The organism is Staphylococcus sp. 11-B-312, assembly GCF_016743055.1.
Lineage (GTDB): Bacteria > Bacillota > Bacilli > Staphylococcales > Staphylococcaceae > Staphylococcus > Staphylococcus ureilyticus.
Genome location: NZ_CP068241.1, coordinates 2,154,358 through 2,171,309, shown reverse-complemented (window position 1 = coordinate 2,171,309; position 16,952 = coordinate 2,154,358). Strand labels below are relative to the sequence as shown.

Sequence of the window (16,952 nt, the reverse complement as noted above, 5' to 3'; positions counted from 1 at the left end):
AGGTAATGCATTAAGTGAACATGATTTAAATTAAAGTGTATCAACATTATAGAAATAGAGTCACTTATGCAGAGGGATAGTAAATCTAAAGATATATTTAGATTTCTGTCCCACTTTCTGTGTTTTATAATTCAAATAAATATTTACTAGATAGGGGAATTATCTAAATGAAAGCAGTCAATTGGAATACTCAAGAAGATATGACAAATATGTTTTGGCGACAAAATATTTCGCAAATGTGGGTAGAAACTGAATTTAAAGTTTCAAAAGATATTGCAAGTTGGAAAACATTATCCGATGAAGAAAAAAATGCATTTAAAAAAGCATTAGCAGGTTTAACTGGTCTGGATACACACCAAGCAGATGATGGCATGCCATTAATCATGTTACATACTACAGATTTACGTAAAAAAGCGGTTTATTCCTTTATGGCGATGATGGAACAAATTCATGCTAAAAGTTATTCTCACATCTTTACAACTTTATTACCATCTAGCGAAACAAACTACTTATTAGATAAATGGGTCCTAGAAGAGCCACATTTGAAATTTAAATCGGATAAAATTGTAAATAATTATCATAAATTATGGGGTAAAGAAGCATCGATTTATGATCAATATATCGCACGTGTATCAAGTGTTTTTCTAGAAACATTTTTATTCTATTCTGGTTTCTATTACCCATTATATTTAGCTGGGCAAGGTAAAATGACAACCTCAGGAGAAATCATTCGTAAAATTTTATTAGATGAATCTATTCATGGTGTGTTTACTGGGATGGATGCGCAAAGTTTACGAAATGAATTGTCTGAAAGTGAAAAACAACAAGCAGACCAAGAAATGTATAAACTATTAGATGAATTATATAAAAACGAAGTTTCTTATACACAATCTTTATATGATGATATCGGTTTAACTGAAGATGTGCTTAACTATGTAAGATATAATGGTAACAAAGCATTATCAAACCTTGGATTTGATCCTTACTTTGAAGAGAGAGAATTTAATCCAATTATCGAAAATGCGCTAGATACATCTACAAAAAATCATGATTTCTTCTCTGTTAAAGGCGATGGTTATACATTAGCGCTAAACGTTGAAGCATTACAAGATGAAGATTTTATTTTTGAAGACTAAATTGCGACCATTTCAACTATCATAATAATATAAAATTTAGTGATTGCAGATGTCTCAAATATAAGCAATTTTTAATCACCAAAAAACGTCAGTTTCTATTAAAATTATATAGAAATTGACGTTTTTTTAATTTGTATAAGTTTCGTTCGATGTACTACAATTTACAAATTTTATGCCAATACAACTAATTCGAACACTAATTTTGTCTTACGTAATAGTTGAATGAGTGATTCAAGTGAAACGACAAAAATTTCTATAAATACTTGAGTATAAAATGAAAGTACTTGATTAAAGGTATTAGTTTCTAATTTAGATATTTTTAACATAAATGGAGAATTGTTTTGATAATCTCTATTATTGCTATTGAATTTACTTGCAAAGATGATAAAATTTAATTTATAGGTATTGATAATGATTATCACATTCAATACGATATAGCGTTTATGAAAGGATTAATTACTCACTATGAAATTTTTACTAAATGGCGTTGTCTTAGCTATTATTTTATTCTTTTTAACTATCCTTTCTTTATTTATAGGCGTTAGTAAAGTATCGATTACTGATATTTTTCATTTAACGCATGAACAAATAAATATCATCGTGTCTAGTAGGATCCCCAGAACTATAAGTATCTTAATCTCTGGCAGTACTTTAGCGCTTTCTGGACTTATTATGCAGCAGATGATGCAAAATAAATTTGTGAGTCCAACGACAGCAGGGACAATGGAATGGGCCAAGTTAGGTATTTTAATATCAATGATATTTTTTCCACAAGAGAATATTATTATTAAATTAATATTTGCAGTAATATTAAGCATCGGTGGCACATTCTTATTTGTTAAATTAGTACAGTACATACGATTCACAGATGTTATTTTTATTCCACTTTTAGGTATTATGCTTGGTGGTATTGTGTCTAGCTTAGCGACATTTCTTGCTCTAAGAACGAATACTGTACAAAGTGTAGGCAACTGGCTTAACGGAAATTTTGCTATCATTACGAGTGGTAGATATGAAATATTATACTTAAGCATTCCTTTATTAATACTTACATATATATTTGCTAATCATTTCACGATTGCAGGGATGGGGAAAGATTTTAGTAATAACTTAGGCGTTAACTATGAAAAAATAATAAATATTGGTTTATTTATCACTGCAACTATAACAGCGCTTGTAGTTGTTACAGTGGGGACATTACCATTTTTAGGCCTCATTGTTCCGAATATTGTGTCAATTTTTAGAGGTGATCATTTAAAACAAGCATTGCCTCATACAGCAATGTTAGGGGCAGTATTTGTTATGTTTTCTGACATAATTGGTAGGATTATTGTCTATCCATATGAAATAAATATTGGTTTAACAATTGGTGTCTTTGGCACGATTATTTTCTTAATCTTATTGATGAAAGGAAGACATAATTATGCAGATTAGTGCTAAATCAAAGTTAATGATATTAATCGCTATCACTTTATGTGTTGCTTTAATTTATCTTTTCATCGGTATTGATTTCGAAATTTTTAGATACCAGTTTATCAGCCGTTTTAGAAAATTAGTGCTTATGCTATTGGTAGGTGGAGCAATTGCAGCTTCAGTAGTCATTTTTCAGGCAATTACAACGAATCGTTTGTTAACACCGTCGATTATGGGGCTTGATGCTGTATATATGTTTGTGAAAGTATTGCTAGTATTTGTGTTTGGTGTACAGTCTGCATTTGTTACTAATATATATTTAAGTTTTGCTACTTCACTGTTAGTAATGGTTGTATTTTCACTATTACTATTTCAAGGTATCTTTAGAATTGGTGATGTGTCAATATACTTTATTTTACTCATAGGAGTTATTTTAGGCACTTTCTTCAGAAGTATCACTGGATTTTTAGAACTGATTATTAATCCTGAAGACTTTTTGGCAGTTCAGAGTTCAATGTTTGCCAATTTTGATGCTTCCAATAGTAAATTGGTGATGCTGTGCGGAGTTATATTAATGATATTAATCCTTATTACAGTGATTGCGATACCGTATTTAGATGTACTTTTATTAGGCAAAGACCAAGCAATTAATTTAGGTTTGTCTTATAAAATGGTTACAAGATTATTACTTATACTTGTTGCGATATTAGTATCCATCTCTACTTCATTGGTAGGTCCAATTACATTTTTAGGATTGTTAACAGTTAATCTAGCACACGAATTGATGAAAACCTATGAACATAAATATATATTACCGGCAACGATTTGTTTAAGTTGGTTGAGTTTATTTATTGCACAGAGTGTAGTGGAAAATTTATTTGAAGCGACGACGCAAGTGAGTATCATTATAGACTTAGTAGGTGGAACGTACTTTATCTATCTATTAATTAAAAGGAGACATGCGAATTGATACGTGTTCAAGGATTGACTAAAACGATTCAAGATAAAACGATTTTAAATGACATTAATGTAGAAATCAGTAAAGGGCGTTTAACTTCAATGATAGGTCCAAACGGCGCTGGTAAGAGTACCTTATTATCAGCAATCACACGCTTGATTGATTTCGATAAAGGAACTATTGAGATTGAGGGGAAAGCTATATCTGAATATAAAAGTAATGAGTTATCTAAAAAATTATCTATTTTGAAACAGGCCAATCATACTGAGTTAAATATTACTGTGGAGCAACTTGTTAATTTTGGAAGATTTCCATATTCAAAAGGACGCTTAAATGAGGCGGATCGAGCGCAAGTTGAGTATGCACTTGAGTTATTGAATCTTAAAGAAATTAGACATCGTTACTTAAAAACATTGTCAGGTGGTCAACGACAACGTGCATACGTAGCTATGACGATAGCACAGGACACAGAGTATATTTTGCTTGATGAACCATTAAATAATTTAGACATGAAACATTCAGTTCAAATTATGAAAACATTACGTCAACTCGCTAAATCCCTCAATAAAACTATTGTTGTTGTCATTCATGATATTAATTTTGCTTCGTGCTATTCAGATGACATCATTGCATTGAAAGATGGAGAAATGGTCAAAGCAAGTACTAAAGATGAAGTTATACAAGAAGATACGCTTAAGACACTATATGATATGGACGTTAAAATTGAAGACATTCGCGGACAACGTATTTGTGTATATTTTGATGAAGAAACAGCAGAGTATGAACTATCGATATTACAATCAGTCTAAAATGAAATGGTTGTTAATGAAGGGAGTGATGCAACTGCAACGTTGTTCATTTTAAAAGGCATATTGAAATGGTGATTAACTTTATTATTCCAGGAGGATTAAACATATGAAGAAATTTGCTTTATTTATGGTTATAGGTTTAATGTTTTTATTAGTAGCATGTAATAATGGAGGTTCAGACGACAAAAAGTCATCTGACACAAAATCAGATAATAATGAATCAAATAAAACAGTTAAGATAGAAAATAATTATAAAGCTAATGGCGAAAAGCGTGATGGCAGTGACGCAAAATCTGTAAAAGAATCAGTTGATGTTCCAGTAAATCCTAAAAATGCAGTTGTCTTTGATTATGGTGCATTAGATACATTAAAAGAGTTAGGACTTGAAGATAAAGTTAAAGCACTTCCTAAAGGTGAAGATGCTAAATCATTACCAGATTTCTTAAGTGAATTTAAAAGTGATAAATATTTAAATACTGGTAGTTTGAAAGAAGTGAATTTTGACAAAGTTGCAGAAGCAAAACCTGAGGTAATATTCATATCTGGACGTACAGCTAACCAAAAAAACTTGGATGAATTTAAAAAAGCAGCACCAGATGCTAAAGTTGTTTACATAGGCGTAGATAATAAAGATGAAGTTAAGTCGCTTAAAGCAAACGCTGAAAAAATAGGTAAAATTTATCAAAAAGAAGATGAAGTTAAGTCTCTTAATAAAAAATTAGACGATAAAATCGCAGGTATAAAAGAAAAAACAAAAGATTTAAAAGATCAAAAAGCGTTATATTTATTAGTAAATGAAGGTGAATTATCAACATTTGGTCCAGGTGAACGTTTTGGTTCTATGATATTTAATACAATGGGCTTTACACCAGCAGATAAAGAAATTAAAGAAAGTAATCATGGACAAAATGTTACAAATGAATATGTTGCAGAAAAAAATCCTGGTATTATTTTTGCGATGGACCGCGGACAAGCTGTAGCAGGTAAATCTACTGCTAAAAAAGCATTGAGCAATGATGTCATCAAAGATGTTGATGCGATTAAACATAATAAAGTATATGAATTGGATCCAAAACTTTGGTACTTCTCAAGTGGTTCAACAACAACTGCAATTAAACAAATTGAAGAAGTTGAGAAAGCAATAGATAAAAAATAGTAATAGGCATAAGTGGGGATTGTCTTAATAACGTATACTAAAAGCAGTGAAAATCACTTTAAACGTGAATTCACTGCTTTTTTAATATGGTATAGTCTTGCTTACCGGTTGTTAATAAATGTGACAGGGATGCGCTTGATTAGTCTCAATTGTTTTTTGTTTGGCTCAGTACTAAAATGACATTGAGCACTTAAGTAATAAATTGAGTTGAAAACTTGTATAATGAATAAAAATAGTAAAAGAAGGTGACATAAAAATGATTTTAGATAATGTGAACCCAAATGATTTATTTCCAACAGAAAAGAAAGGTCCCAGTGTATTGGGTACGATAGAGTATTCTGTACAAGGTTCTACAGAATTTGAAGGTGCGTTTATTGCTACAAACGAACGCATTATTTTAAATGTAGATATGAATGGGGAATTCTATTATAGAAGTATAGGTTATGATGAAGTAGAGAAAATTACATACGAAGACGGTCGCATTCATTTCACATTTAATATTGGACCAATGCCGATGAAAGATATACAAAAAGGTGATGCAGAAGCGTTTGTACAATTTGTAAAGGGCAAAATAAACATTCAATAAAAAGATAGTGTTTGAGAGAACGTGCCTTTACCATGTTTAGGATGGATTTACGATATTTGAATATATCAAAGAGCGAGACAGAAATTAGAAAAATAAATTTCTGTCTCGCTCTTATTGTTAAACGCCAATTATATAGAAAAGTACGTGCTGTAATGATATTTACAGCGATTATTAAAATGGGCATCACAGTTTGGACAAGCTTCAATCAACATATATGCATTGATTGTCATTTCATGTTTACATACACCACATAAAATTGCTTTTGTATTAAACGCTTCAGTTTCCCATCTTTGTATTGGATGAGAGGTGTCTTCATTATGACATTTATAACATGGATAATATTTATTACAGCATTTGAATTTAATTGCTATTACATCTAATGGTGTATGGTAGTGTGTACAACGTGTCTCGCTATCTACAGTTGCACCATATATTTTTGGCATCTTATAACACTCCTAACGTTCAATAGGATGCTCACCGATGATTCTAACTTCTGGATGAAGTTCAACATCAAATTTAGCTTTAACTGTTTTTTGTACGTGATGTATTAAATCTTCGTAATCAGTTGCAGTACCTTTATCTACGTTTACCATAAAACCTGCATGTTTCTTTGATACTTCTACGCCACCTATACGATAGCCTTGTAGATTTGAATCTTGTATTAATTTACCAGCAAAATGGCCTGGTGGTCGTTGAAAGACGCTGCCACAAGATGGATATTCTAGTGGCTGTTTTGTTTCCCTTCTTTCAGTCAAATCATCCATTTTTTCTTGGATATCTTGTAGATTGCCAGGCGTTAATGTAAATGCAGCTTCTAATACAACTAAGTGTTCTTTTTGAACGATACTATTACGATAATCTAACTCAAGCTCTTTGTTTGTCAGTGTGATTAAGTCTCCTTTTTCATTAACGCAAAGGGCATAATCGATACAATCTTTGACTTCACCACCATAAGCCCCCGCATTCATAAATACAGCACCGCCAATTGACCCTGGGATACCACAGGCAAACTCTAATCCAGTTAGTGCATTGTCTCGTGCAGTACGTGATACATCAATAATTGCAGCACCACTTCCTGAGATGATTGCATCATCTGAAACATCAATATAATCTAACTGAAGTAAACTGATGACAATGCCTCTAATTCCACCCTCTCGGATAATAATGTTTGAACCATTCCCTAAATATGTGACGGGGATATCGTTTGTGTAAGCAAAATGGACGATAGCTTGTACATGCTCATTTTGCGTTGGAGATAAGTAATAATCTGCTTGACCACCCGTTTCAGTGTATGTATAGCGTTTTAGTGGTTCGTCAACTTTTATAATATCTTTTGGAACTATTGCTTCTAATTCTTTTAAGATGTCATCTTTATGCAATTATAGAACATCCTTTCCTGTTGAATTCATTTATATATTATACCAATGATTTAACTTGTTTGCTAAACAGTGTATCGCTTTATTGAAAACGATTCAGTTTATTTATTCTTTTAATGATTAAACGTTAGTGATGTGTGTTCGATAAATCTTTATTAATTTCACGGAGTAGTTGTTTAAAAAGTAATTGTTTCTGATTTTCGTATTCACGAATTGGCGCTGTATCAGTTGCTAAATTGTACTTTTGTTTTCCGAAGTGAGTTGCTGAAGATGCATTGATTGTTAAATAATAATTTGTCTTCAGATAATCATTATAAAGTTGTGAGTCTATTTGAACAATATGTAATCGAGCAATTTGTTTTAAATCAATGAGATTATTAAATTGAGCCATAACTACTTTTTTGTGATATGGATGATGAAGTCTATAAAAACCTTGATAATTTAGTCTTTTTTCATCTAAAGCAGTGATATCATGTAAATCATCTACCCCTACTAATACATCTAAAATAGGTTCGGTAGGGTAGTTGAAGTGGCTAGTCCCTCCAATATGATGTGTTGTTTTTACTGGTGTATCTAAAAGAGTCAATAATTTATGACGTAGCATCTTATATTGTTTAATAAAAGCTTGCTGAACATCTTCTTTGATAAAAGGTTGAACATCCGAATACATTGAAATAAATCACTCCTTTAAATGATCAAAATAAATTGTTAAACTATAAATTCTGGAATAATATATCATATATTATTTTCAAGTTAAATAAGTTTCTGTATAATACGTAATGATAAGGAGTGCAGAAATGAAAAAATTAATGTGCTTTGTTTTATTAGTTTGTTTTGCTGTCGTAATTGTTGCTTGCGGACATGAAAGTGCCAACGAATTTAAAGATTTCGATAGCACTTTAAATGATGTAAAGCAAAAAGAAAAGGCGTTCAATAAAGAAATGGATTCTATTGATTTAGAAAACATTAATGATTTAAGTAAAACAGATATGACTGATAAAAACAAAAAAGAATTTAATCAATTGCAAAACAATTTGAATAGCAGGTTAACACCTAAATTTGAAGCATATGAGAAAGCTACAAAAAATCTGCCAGCACAGTCCGAAGAAACCAAGGAATTAAAATCTAAATATTTAACATCAATCAAAAAGAAAAAAGCTGCGATTGATGAACTTAAAACATTTGTTAATTTATACAATCAGTCAGTTAAAGCAAATGAAGATATTTTAGATTATACAAAACTTTTCGAAAAGAATAGATCACAAGTAGAAGAAAATATGAAAAAAGCTAATAATGCGGGTGAAAGTGTTAAAGGCTTTAAAGAGAAGTTAGAACAAAATAATAAAGATTTAAAAAATACAGCGGAAAAAGAATCAAATGCTAGAAGTGCTAAATCAGAGCAACAAGCCATTGAAAATCAAATTATGCCATTAATAAAAAAACAAATTAAAGACTTAAACAAGGCAGAAATTACAGATGGTTATGTGAATGATGCGCGTAAAAATACGATTGAGATGTACTACAGCTTACAAAATTACTATGAAACAAGAGAAGAGACAATTGAAATTGGTGAAGCAATAGCTAAAATAGACATCAATCAATTACCGAAAGAAAGTAAAGATTTAAAACAATATGATAAGGATTTTAATAAAAAGTATGCCGAAATAAAAGGTAAATATCAATAATAAATTATTCAATTAAGTTATGAGATTTGTAATAAACTGTTAACAATAAAAAGGTAATTGTGTATAATTGGAAACAATGATATGTGAATATCATTGGAATTTCACACTTTTAGATACAATGTGGTGTGTTAAATATTTTTAGAGGTGAATAGAATGGCTATAAAGCTGAGTTCGATTGACCAGTTTGAGCAAGTTTTAGAAGAAAATAAATATGTATTTGTGCTGAAGCATAGTGAAACATGTCCTATTTCAGCCAATGCTATTGATCAATTTAACAAATTTTTATATGAAAGAGATATGGATGGTTATTATTTAATCGTACAACAAGAAAGAGCTTTATCAGATTATATAGAAGAAAAAACGAATGTAAAACATGAATCGCCACAAGCATTTTATTTTGTGAAGGGACAAGCGATTTGGAATGCAAGTCACGATCATATTAATGTGAAATCTTTGGCAGGCGCTGAAGAGTAAAAAAATAAATATTTAAAAAAAGAAACGCTTGTTAAGCTTTAAGTTATATTAAAAGGTTTAGCAAGCGTTTCTTATAATGTGAAAAATTGTGTTTTGGCATGTATAATATAAAGTTGAATTAGTCATAAATCCACGGTAATTGAATATTGATCATTTTATCAGGCGTGGTATTCGCGTCAATTTAAAAATAAAGCTATGAAAAATGTAAGGTAATATGAATATTAGAGGTGACAAAATGAAAGTATTAGTAGCGATGGATGAATTTAATGGTATTATATCTAGTTATCAAGCCAATCGGTATGTAGAAGAAGCGGTTGCTAGCCAAATAGAGAAAGCGGATATCGTACAAGTACCGTTGTTTAATGGTCGGCATGAATTGATGGATTCTGTCTTTTTATGGCAATCAGGTACCAAATACAGAGTGGTTGCCCATGATGCAGATATGAATGAAGTAGAAGCAGTTTATGGTATTACAGATAATGGCATGACAATTATTGAAGGCAATCTATTTTTAAAAGGGCAACGACCAATTATAGAAAGAACAAGTTATGGTTTAGGTGAAATTATACTTGATGCAATAGAAAATGGTGCTGAACATTTAATTATTTCGTTAGGTGCTATTGGTAGTTTTGACGGTGGTGCTGGTATGCTTCAAGCACTCGGAGCTAAATTTTATGATGACGAAGCGCAAGAAATCGATGTTACGCAAGGCAGTCGTGTACTAAAATATATTAGACGTATAGATGTTTCTAAAGTTAATCCAAAATTGAAAGATATGAGAATTCAACTTATGTCAGATTTTGATAGTAAATTATATGGTAAAAATAGTGAAATTATGCAAACATATGAAAATTACCAAATTTCGCATCAAGAAGCGGCTGAGGTAGATAATTTAATTTGGTATTTAAGTGAGATGTTTAAAGCTGAATTGAAAACTGCACTAGGGCCTATTCAAAGAGGTGGCGCTGGTGGAGGTATAGCTGCAGTGTTAAACGGCTTATATGATGCTGAGATTATGACAAGTCATGAACTAGTGGATCAGATTACACATTTAGAATCATTAATTCAACAAGCAGATTTAATAATATTTGGTGAAGGTGTGAACGAACAAGATCAAATTTTAGAAACGACGACCGTTCGCTTAGCTGAGTTAGCTACAAAATATAATAAACCGTCGATTGCCATTTGTGCTACTGATGATAAATTTGATTTGTTTGAATCGATGGGTGTAACAGCAATGTTTAATACATTTATCGAAATGCCGCAATCCTTTACAGATTTTAAAATGGGCATTCAAATTAGACATTATACGGTTCAAGCGATTAAGTTATTGAAAACACAATTTGATGTTAATCAATAAAACAAGCATGCATCGTTGTCTATTGATGTGCTAGAACGATAAAATTACTAATTAAACATCGGCAAAAGTGCCCTGAACATCTTGTACCAAGTAAAACCGCCAATTTCTGTAGATTTACAATAGAAATTGACGGTTTTTTTAATAGCGTTTGGAGATGATGAAAAATAGCACCATTATAACGATGACACCTGAAGGCATTGTAGGTTTAAGCAAGCATAACATTGCAAAAGGTATGGGAACGTGGACTAGAAATGTATGCATAACCAAAATGATAAAACATAAATTTAAAAAAGAGGATGGAACAGAAATCTGATTATATTAAAAAGATTTCGTCGTTCCACCCTGGCAAATAAAAAGTGATTACATAAGCTAGCTCAAGCATAAGCCTTAATAACGCAATAAATTGAGCGGCAATATTAAGGATTACCTGAGCTAGCGCTCTATATGGTACCGATATTATTTATTATTTTGATAAGTTACTACTACTTCTTGGGCGATACCAACTATAACCTCAATCGCTTTTTCCATGACATCAATAGATGCATATTCGAAAGGACCATGGAAATTATCACAGCCAGTAAAAATGTTAGGGGTTGGCATTCCCATAAATGAAAGTTGTGAACCATCTGTACCACCACGGATTGGTTCAGTATTAGCTGGGATATCTAATTTGTCAAAGACACGTTTAGGAATATCTATAACATGTGGCATAGGTTTGATTTTTTCTCCCATATTGTAATACTGATCGTTTATTTCAACTTCAATGGGTTCATCTTCAAAATGACTATTGATATCATTTTTAATTTCTACTAAACGTTTTTTACGTAAATCAAACTCATGTTTATCATGATCACGAATAATATAGTAAAGCTTTGCTTTCTCAACATCACCATCAAATTTCATTAAATGATAAAAACCTTCATAACCTTCTGTACGTTCAGGCACCTCATTTTGTGGTAAAAGTGCATTGAATTGCTGGCCTAAAAGTACAGCGTTGACCATCGCATCTTTTGCGGAACCTGGATGAACATTCACACCATGACAAGTTACAGTTGCTTCTGCAGCGTTAAAACTTTCGTATTGTAACTCACCAAATTGACTACCATCCATTGTATATGCAAAGTCAGCATTAAAACGTTCGACATCAAATGCATGTGGCCCTTTACCGATTTCTTCATCCGGTGTAAAAGCTACTCTGATACGACCATGTTTGATTTCTGGATGCGATGTCAAATGTTTTAAAGCTTCCATAATTTCAACGACGCCAGCTTTGTCATCTGCTCCTAATAGCGAAGTACCATCTGTGATCATTAAAGTATGTCCTTCTACTTGTTTCATTGCAGGAAAGACATCTTGGCTTAAAACTCGATTTGTATCACCAAGCTGAATTGGTTTCCCATCATAACGCTCAATGATTTGTGGATTGACATTTGTGGCATTGAAATCAGGTGAAGTATCAACATGTGCTAAAAAACCGACAGTCGGGATAACTTCGTCTACATTACTTTCTAATGTTGCAAATAAATAGCCATTTTCATCAACATCAGTTTCTAAACCCAAATCAGTTAATTCATCATTCAATAAATCCAATAAATCCCACTGCTTTTTAGTGGAAGGTGTTGAATTTGAAAGTGGATCAGATTGTGTATCAATTTTGACATATCGCGTAAGTCGTTCAATAATATCATTTTTCATAAAAACACCCCTTATGCTCTGTTATTCATATTATATGATTTCTTATATATTTTACCATTCATTTTACCAATATGTTGTTTTATGCGTGTATAAATATAATAAATAATCTCTGCACACAGAATACCAAAAGCAATTGCGCCCGAAATAAGTGTTACTTCGAGAAATGTATTGACGGCATGTGTATATTGGTTACTCACTAAGTAACGTGTTGCTTCATACGCAAGTCCTCCAGGGACAAGCGGAATAATGCCAGGCACAATAAAGATGATGACTGGTCTTTTATAACGTCTACTCATGGTATGACTCATAATTGCTAATATAAAACTCCCTAGAAATGAAGCCATAACTTTGCCTAATTCTAAATCAAGGGTTACTTTATAAATAATCCATCCCATAGCACCAACGAAACCACAAGCTAAAAGGAGACGTCGAGGTGCATTAAAAATAACAGAAAATAGCATCGTTGCTAAATAACTAATAATAAACTGTAAGACATAGTAGCCAATGACCATTTGAGCACTCCTTTTTAAAATATTAATAATACGATTGCAACACCAGCGCCTATAGCAAATGATGTCAGTGCCGCTTCGACACCGCGAGACATACCAGCGATGAGTTCTCCTGCCATAAGGTCACGAATAGCATTTGTAATTAAAATACCAGGAACTAATGGCATGACACCTGCAATAGTAATAATATCTTGGTTTGCTGCCATACCTAATTTTGAAAATGAAGCTGCTATCGTAATCACAACTGCAGCACTAATAAATTCTGAAAAGAACTTTATTTGTATATAACGTTGAACAAAGTCAAAAGTTAAAAATGCCCCAGCTCCTGCAAGAATTGCAAAAAAGAAGTCATTCATAACTCCACCAAACATAAATAAGAAGAAGCCACAAGCTATGGCGGCAGCAAAAAATTTAGTGATAGATGAAAACTGTAGTGATGCATGATGTAAATGTATGAGTTCAGATTTTGCTTCATCTATACTTAATTGATTACTAGAAATCTTTCTAGATAAACTATTTGTTAATGCAATTTTTTCTAGATCAGTCGTACGCTCACGTATACGGATAAGTCTTGTATTTGTACGGTTATTGAGTGAAAATATAATCGCTGTAGATGTTACAAAACTATATGTATCATCTAGGCCAAAACTTGCTGAAATTCTATTCATCGTATCTTCAACGCGATAAGTTTCAGCGCCACTTTCAAGCAATATTCTGCCTGCGATGAGCACAACGTCAATCACTTTATCTTCATCAATGATAGTGATCGAATCAGACATAGCTGGGCACCTCCTAAATTTTTCGTAAATCAATCAATAGAAAGTTTACCGTGTACGAAGGTAACTTTCAATAGTATTTATTTCAGTACAGATTGTTATTATCATTAACCACCTATATTGTAACAAACTTAAATTTATAAATGATATGTTTAATTATAAAAAATATTGAAGTCATGCATATGAGTTGTTATAGCTTAAGCATATTTGCATGTGTACACTAAAGATTTAAGCACGTTACTTTCAAAAGTGATTTGTTATGGATTATGTTGAATTCGCCATATTTGAATAGACCGTTCCATGATATAAATTAAAAAGCTTGAGATATATAATTTAAATTATCCCAAGCTTTGAAAATACATTTATTTAGTTATAATTTAACTATAGGGTTAAACATCACTTGATTACGACCTTCATTTTTAGCCATATGCAACATATCATCTGCAACTTTAAAGACGGTACGTTGAGATTTATAATCATCTTTAGTTAGGTATCCGACACCAATAGAGACTGATAATTTAATCATTTCTTTGTTTGGTAAATGGAAAGTAGATTGTTCAACGCCTTTACGGATACTTTCACTTAACTTAACACATTGGTCTAGTGTGTAGTCATATAATACTACAGAAAACTCTTCACCACCATTACGGTAAATGCTAAATTGTTCAGGCACATAGTTTTTTAATAATTGTGCGATTTGTCGTAATACAGCATCGCCTGAATCATGTGAATACATGTCGTTAACATCTTTAAAACCATCAATATCAATGAGTAGTAAACCTAAGCTTTCATCATTTTCTTCTGCAATGCGTGTAGTTTCATTCAAATGTCTATCGAATTCTTTAACATTGCCTAAACCAGTCAAATAATCAAATCTATCTTCATTCTCATAGCGATTTACTAATGAGAAGAAATGCCAAATATCTACGAATGTAATCGAAGAAGTGATGGTTAAAACGAACGATAACGGTATCATATATAGTACTTCTTTAAATTCATAATACGGACTAATCAATGATAAGATGACAAATATGACTAGCGTAATTAAGTTGAGTATTTGTAATGAGATAATATCATTTTGTTTTAAAAATGGACCTATTGCTCCAACAATGATGGCTATTACAATTAAAATCATTGCAGTTATAATCGTATAATCACCAATTAATACATTAACTAAAGATACGATAAACGCTGCTAAAACTGTATAAACCATATTTGTATATCTACCTAAAAATAAAATCGGCACAAAAGATAAATAGAGGACATACTCATTAAAGATAGGGACAGGTTTAACAGATAATAATAATGCTACAATGGTCATTAAAATCGTGACGTATTCTTTTGAAAACACCATATTTTTATTTTCAGAGTACTGTAATCGGTGGAATAAATAAATTCCTGCGACAGTGACCGCAATATTATAAATAATAGCTTCAAACATTTTTCTTACGCTCCTTTAAATAAACACTTAGTCATTGTAAGTGAAAAGTTACATTTTGTCATCATTGATATTTAGAAATTAATAACATTCGTTTAAAATTCATGTTAAAATACTTATTTGAGTGATTGTAAAATATATAAATTGATTATTCTATAAAAAAGAAAGTGAATTTCAGCGTTGAACTCTGCTAATGATTACATTACTATTTGTATTACTAAAAGTACATCGTGTATTATAGACTTAATTGAATCATTTATAGAATTTTCGATACATATATCAAGTAAACTATGTTTTGAAAATATACAAGTGTATATCCATAACCAAATATGATTTCATATTTAGAATATTTATAGAGACTTTAAACTCAAATTCAAAATTATAAAGACTTAAATTAATGAAGGTGAACTGATGTATACGTTATTATTAATCATTTTTTCAATGATTGTCAGTTTAATACTTACTCCCATTGTCATAAAGGTTTCCCATAAATTGGGCGTCGTTGACCAACCTAATTTTAGGAAAGTACATAAAAAACCAACTTCTGTCTTAGGAGGTACTGTGATACTACTTTCCTTTTTATTGGGGATTTGGTTAGGGCATCCAATTGAAACAGAGGTGAAGCCACTTGTCATTGGAGCAGTATTAATCTACTTAGTAGGGTTAATAGATGATATCTATGATTTAACGCCAATCTTAAAATTATTAGGACAAGTGATTGCAGCTCTGGTTGTCGTTTACTACGGCGTAACCATAGATTTCATCTCATTACCGATTGGACCGACAATACATTTTGGTATTTTAGGTGTTCCGATTACTGTGATATGGATTGTAGCGATTACCAATGCGATTAACTTAATTGATGGATTGGATGGTTTGGCATCTGGTGTAGCAACTATCGCTCTGATGACTATTGGGTTCATCGCAATATTACAGGCAAATATATTTATCATAATGATCTGTAGTGTGCTTATCGGTGCGCTATTAGGTTTCTTATGTTTTAATTTTCATCCGGCTAAAATATTTTTAGGTGATAGCGGCGCATTGCTTGTTGGTTTTATTGTTGGTTTTCTTTCGCTTTTAGGTTTCAAAAATATTACGTTTGTGTCTTTATTTTTCCCGATTGTTATTTTAGCAGTACCGTTCATAGATACTTTATTTGCTATGATACGACGTGTGAAAAAAGGGCAACGTATTATGCAAGCGGATAAATCGCATTTACACCATAAATTACTAGAATTAGGTTATTCACATCGTCAAACAGTAATACTAATATATTCAATCGCGTTGTTATTTAGTCTTTCAAGTATTATTTTGTATTTATCACAACCATGGGGTGTACTCATGATGCTTGTGCTCATACTCATTACGATTGAACTCATTGTTGAATTTACAGGATTAATCGATGATGATTATAGACCGCTCTTAAAATTAATTGAAAATAAAGAGCGACATAAAGAAGATGAATAGATAAACTACCTAATTAGAACCTGAGATATGAATATCTCAGGTTCTAATTTTATATGATTAACAATGATTTACAAAGTCACGACTGATAATACTTAATTTTTCAAATTATAC

At 31.6% G+C, this 16,952-nt stretch carries 19 protein-coding genes; 11 read left to right on the top strand and 8 right to left on the bottom strand.

Annotated features, from left to right (window positions below):
• The first annotated feature begins 167 nt into the window (after nt 1–167).
• Entirely contained in the window at nt 168–1,136 is a 969-nt protein-coding gene (nrdF, locus tag JG554_RS10505; protein ID WP_019469517.1) for a class 1b ribonucleoside-diphosphate reductase subunit beta, read from the top strand.
• Nucleotides 1,137–1,306: 170 nt separating this feature from the next.
• Here nrdF and JG554_RS13235 read toward each other — a convergent pair whose 3' ends face one another.
• A complete protein-coding gene (locus JG554_RS13235) occupies nt 1,307–1,462 on the bottom strand; it encodes a hypothetical protein (RefSeq protein WP_186297061.1) in 156 nt (51 codons plus the stop codon).
• A 139-nt stretch (nt 1,463–1,601) separates the two neighbouring features.
• Between JG554_RS13235 and JG554_RS10500 the strand changes: the two genes are divergently transcribed.
• From JG554_RS10500 to JG554_RS10480, 5 genes are all read left to right on the top strand, one after another.
• Nucleotides 1,602–2,570 (top strand): ABC transporter permease, encoded by a 969-nt coding sequence (locus JG554_RS10500; protein WP_046207409.1) that lies wholly within the window; start codon nt 1,602–1,604, stop codon nt 2,568–2,570.
• Nucleotides 2,560–3,519: an iron chelate uptake ABC transporter family permease subunit gene (locus JG554_RS10495; protein WP_107360119.1), complete on the top strand. Its 960-nt coding sequence runs from the start codon at nt 2,560–2,562 to the stop codon at nt 3,517–3,519. The genes JG554_RS10500 and JG554_RS10495 overlap by 11 nt, the downstream gene beginning before the upstream one ends.
• A complete protein-coding gene (locus tag JG554_RS10490; protein WP_046207411.1) occupies nt 3,516–4,316 on the top strand; it encodes an iron ABC transporter ATP-binding protein in 801 nt (266 codons plus the stop codon). Before JG554_RS10495 ends, JG554_RS10490 begins: the two co-directional genes overlap by 4 nt.
• Before the next feature lie 106 nt (nt 4,317–4,422).
• On the top strand, nt 4,423–5,472 hold the full coding sequence (locus JG554_RS10485; RefSeq protein ID WP_046207412.1) for a ferrated catecholamine ABC transporter substrate-binding lipoprotein SstD: 1,050 nt from the start codon (nt 4,423–4,425) through the stop codon (nt 5,470–5,472).
• Nucleotides 5,473–5,728: 256 nt separating this feature from the next.
• Nucleotides 5,729–6,058, top strand: coding sequence for a PH domain-containing protein (locus JG554_RS10480; RefSeq protein ID WP_107360120.1), 330 nt, complete (start codon nt 5,729–5,731; stop codon nt 6,056–6,058).
• 128 nt (nt 6,059–6,186) lie between these two features.
• Here JG554_RS10480 and JG554_RS10475 read toward each other — a convergent pair whose 3' ends face one another.
• The 3 genes from JG554_RS10475 to JG554_RS10465 form a co-directional block, all read right to left on the bottom strand.
• A complete protein-coding gene (locus JG554_RS10475; RefSeq protein WP_046207414.1) occupies nt 6,187–6,501 on the bottom strand; it encodes a CHY zinc finger protein in 315 nt (104 codons plus the stop codon).
• Nucleotides 6,502–6,513: 12 nt separating this feature from the next.
• The gene (murB, locus tag JG554_RS10470; protein ID WP_064209514.1) at nt 6,514–7,437 is read right to left on the bottom strand and encodes a UDP-N-acetylmuramate dehydrogenase; all 924 of its coding nucleotides are present in this window, start codon (nt 7,435–7,437) and stop codon (nt 6,514–6,516) included.
• Nucleotides 7,438–7,561: 124 nt separating this feature from the next.
• Nucleotides 7,562–8,104 (bottom strand): GrpB family protein, encoded by a 543-nt coding sequence (locus tag JG554_RS10465; protein WP_107360121.1) that lies wholly within the window; start codon nt 8,102–8,104, stop codon nt 7,562–7,564.
• Nucleotides 8,105–8,231: 127 nt separating this feature from the next.
• Between JG554_RS10465 and JG554_RS10460 the strand changes: the two genes are divergently transcribed.
• The 4 genes from JG554_RS10460 to JG554_RS10445 all read left to right on the top strand — a co-directional run bounded on the left by JG554_RS10460 (nt 8,232) and on the right by JG554_RS10445 (nt 11,266).
• Nucleotides 8,232–9,119, top strand: a complete 888-nt coding sequence (locus JG554_RS10460; protein WP_203265300.1) for an EMYY motif lipoprotein — start codon at nt 8,232–8,234, stop codon at nt 9,117–9,119.
• Nucleotides 9,120–9,272: 153 nt separating this feature from the next.
• A complete protein-coding gene (gene ytxJ / locus JG554_RS10455) occupies nt 9,273–9,593 on the top strand; it encodes a bacillithiol system redox-active protein YtxJ (protein WP_019469507.1) in 321 nt (106 codons plus the stop codon).
• Between the two features lie 235 nt (nt 9,594–9,828).
• Nucleotides 9,829–10,953 (top strand): glycerate kinase, encoded by a 1,125-nt coding sequence (locus JG554_RS10450; RefSeq protein ID WP_203265299.1) that lies wholly within the window; start codon nt 9,829–9,831, stop codon nt 10,951–10,953.
• 154 nt (nt 10,954–11,107) lie between these two features.
• Complete coding sequence (locus JG554_RS10445) at nt 11,108–11,266, top strand: hypothetical protein (protein WP_157948033.1); 159 nt, start codon at nt 11,108–11,110, stop codon at nt 11,264–11,266.
• Between the two features lie 143 nt (nt 11,267–11,409).
• Here the strand turns inward: JG554_RS10445 and pepT are convergent, their stop codons facing one another.
• From pepT to gdpS, 4 genes are all read right to left on the bottom strand, one after another.
• Entirely contained in the window at nt 11,410–12,648 is a 1,239-nt protein-coding gene (gene pepT / locus JG554_RS10440; protein ID WP_046207419.1) for a peptidase T, read from the bottom strand.
• 11 nt (nt 12,649–12,659) lie between these two features.
• Nucleotides 12,660–13,160 carry a threonine/serine exporter family protein gene (locus tag JG554_RS10435; protein ID WP_046207420.1) on the bottom strand — a complete coding sequence of 167 codons (501 nt, stop codon included), beginning with the start codon at nt 13,158–13,160 and terminating at the stop codon, nt 12,660–12,662.
• A 14-nt stretch (nt 13,161–13,174) separates the two neighbouring features.
• On the bottom strand, nt 13,175–13,936 hold the full coding sequence (locus tag JG554_RS10430) for a threonine/serine exporter family protein (RefSeq protein ID WP_046207421.1): 762 nt from the start codon (nt 13,934–13,936) through the stop codon (nt 13,175–13,177).
• A 367-nt stretch (nt 13,937–14,303) separates the two neighbouring features.
• Nucleotides 14,304–15,374, bottom strand: a complete 1,071-nt coding sequence (gene gdpS / locus JG554_RS10425; protein ID WP_046207422.1) for a GGDEF domain-containing protein GdpS — start codon at nt 15,372–15,374, stop codon at nt 14,304–14,306.
• A gap of 408 nt (nt 15,375–15,782) precedes the next feature.
• On the opposite strand from gdpS, the gene JG554_RS10420 reads away from it, so the two are divergent.
• Nucleotides 15,783–16,841: a glycosyltransferase family 4 protein gene (locus JG554_RS10420; RefSeq protein WP_070039105.1), complete on the top strand. Its 1,059-nt coding sequence runs from the start codon at nt 15,783–15,785 to the stop codon at nt 16,839–16,841.
• The last annotated feature ends 111 nt before the right edge of the window (nt 16,842–16,952 follow it).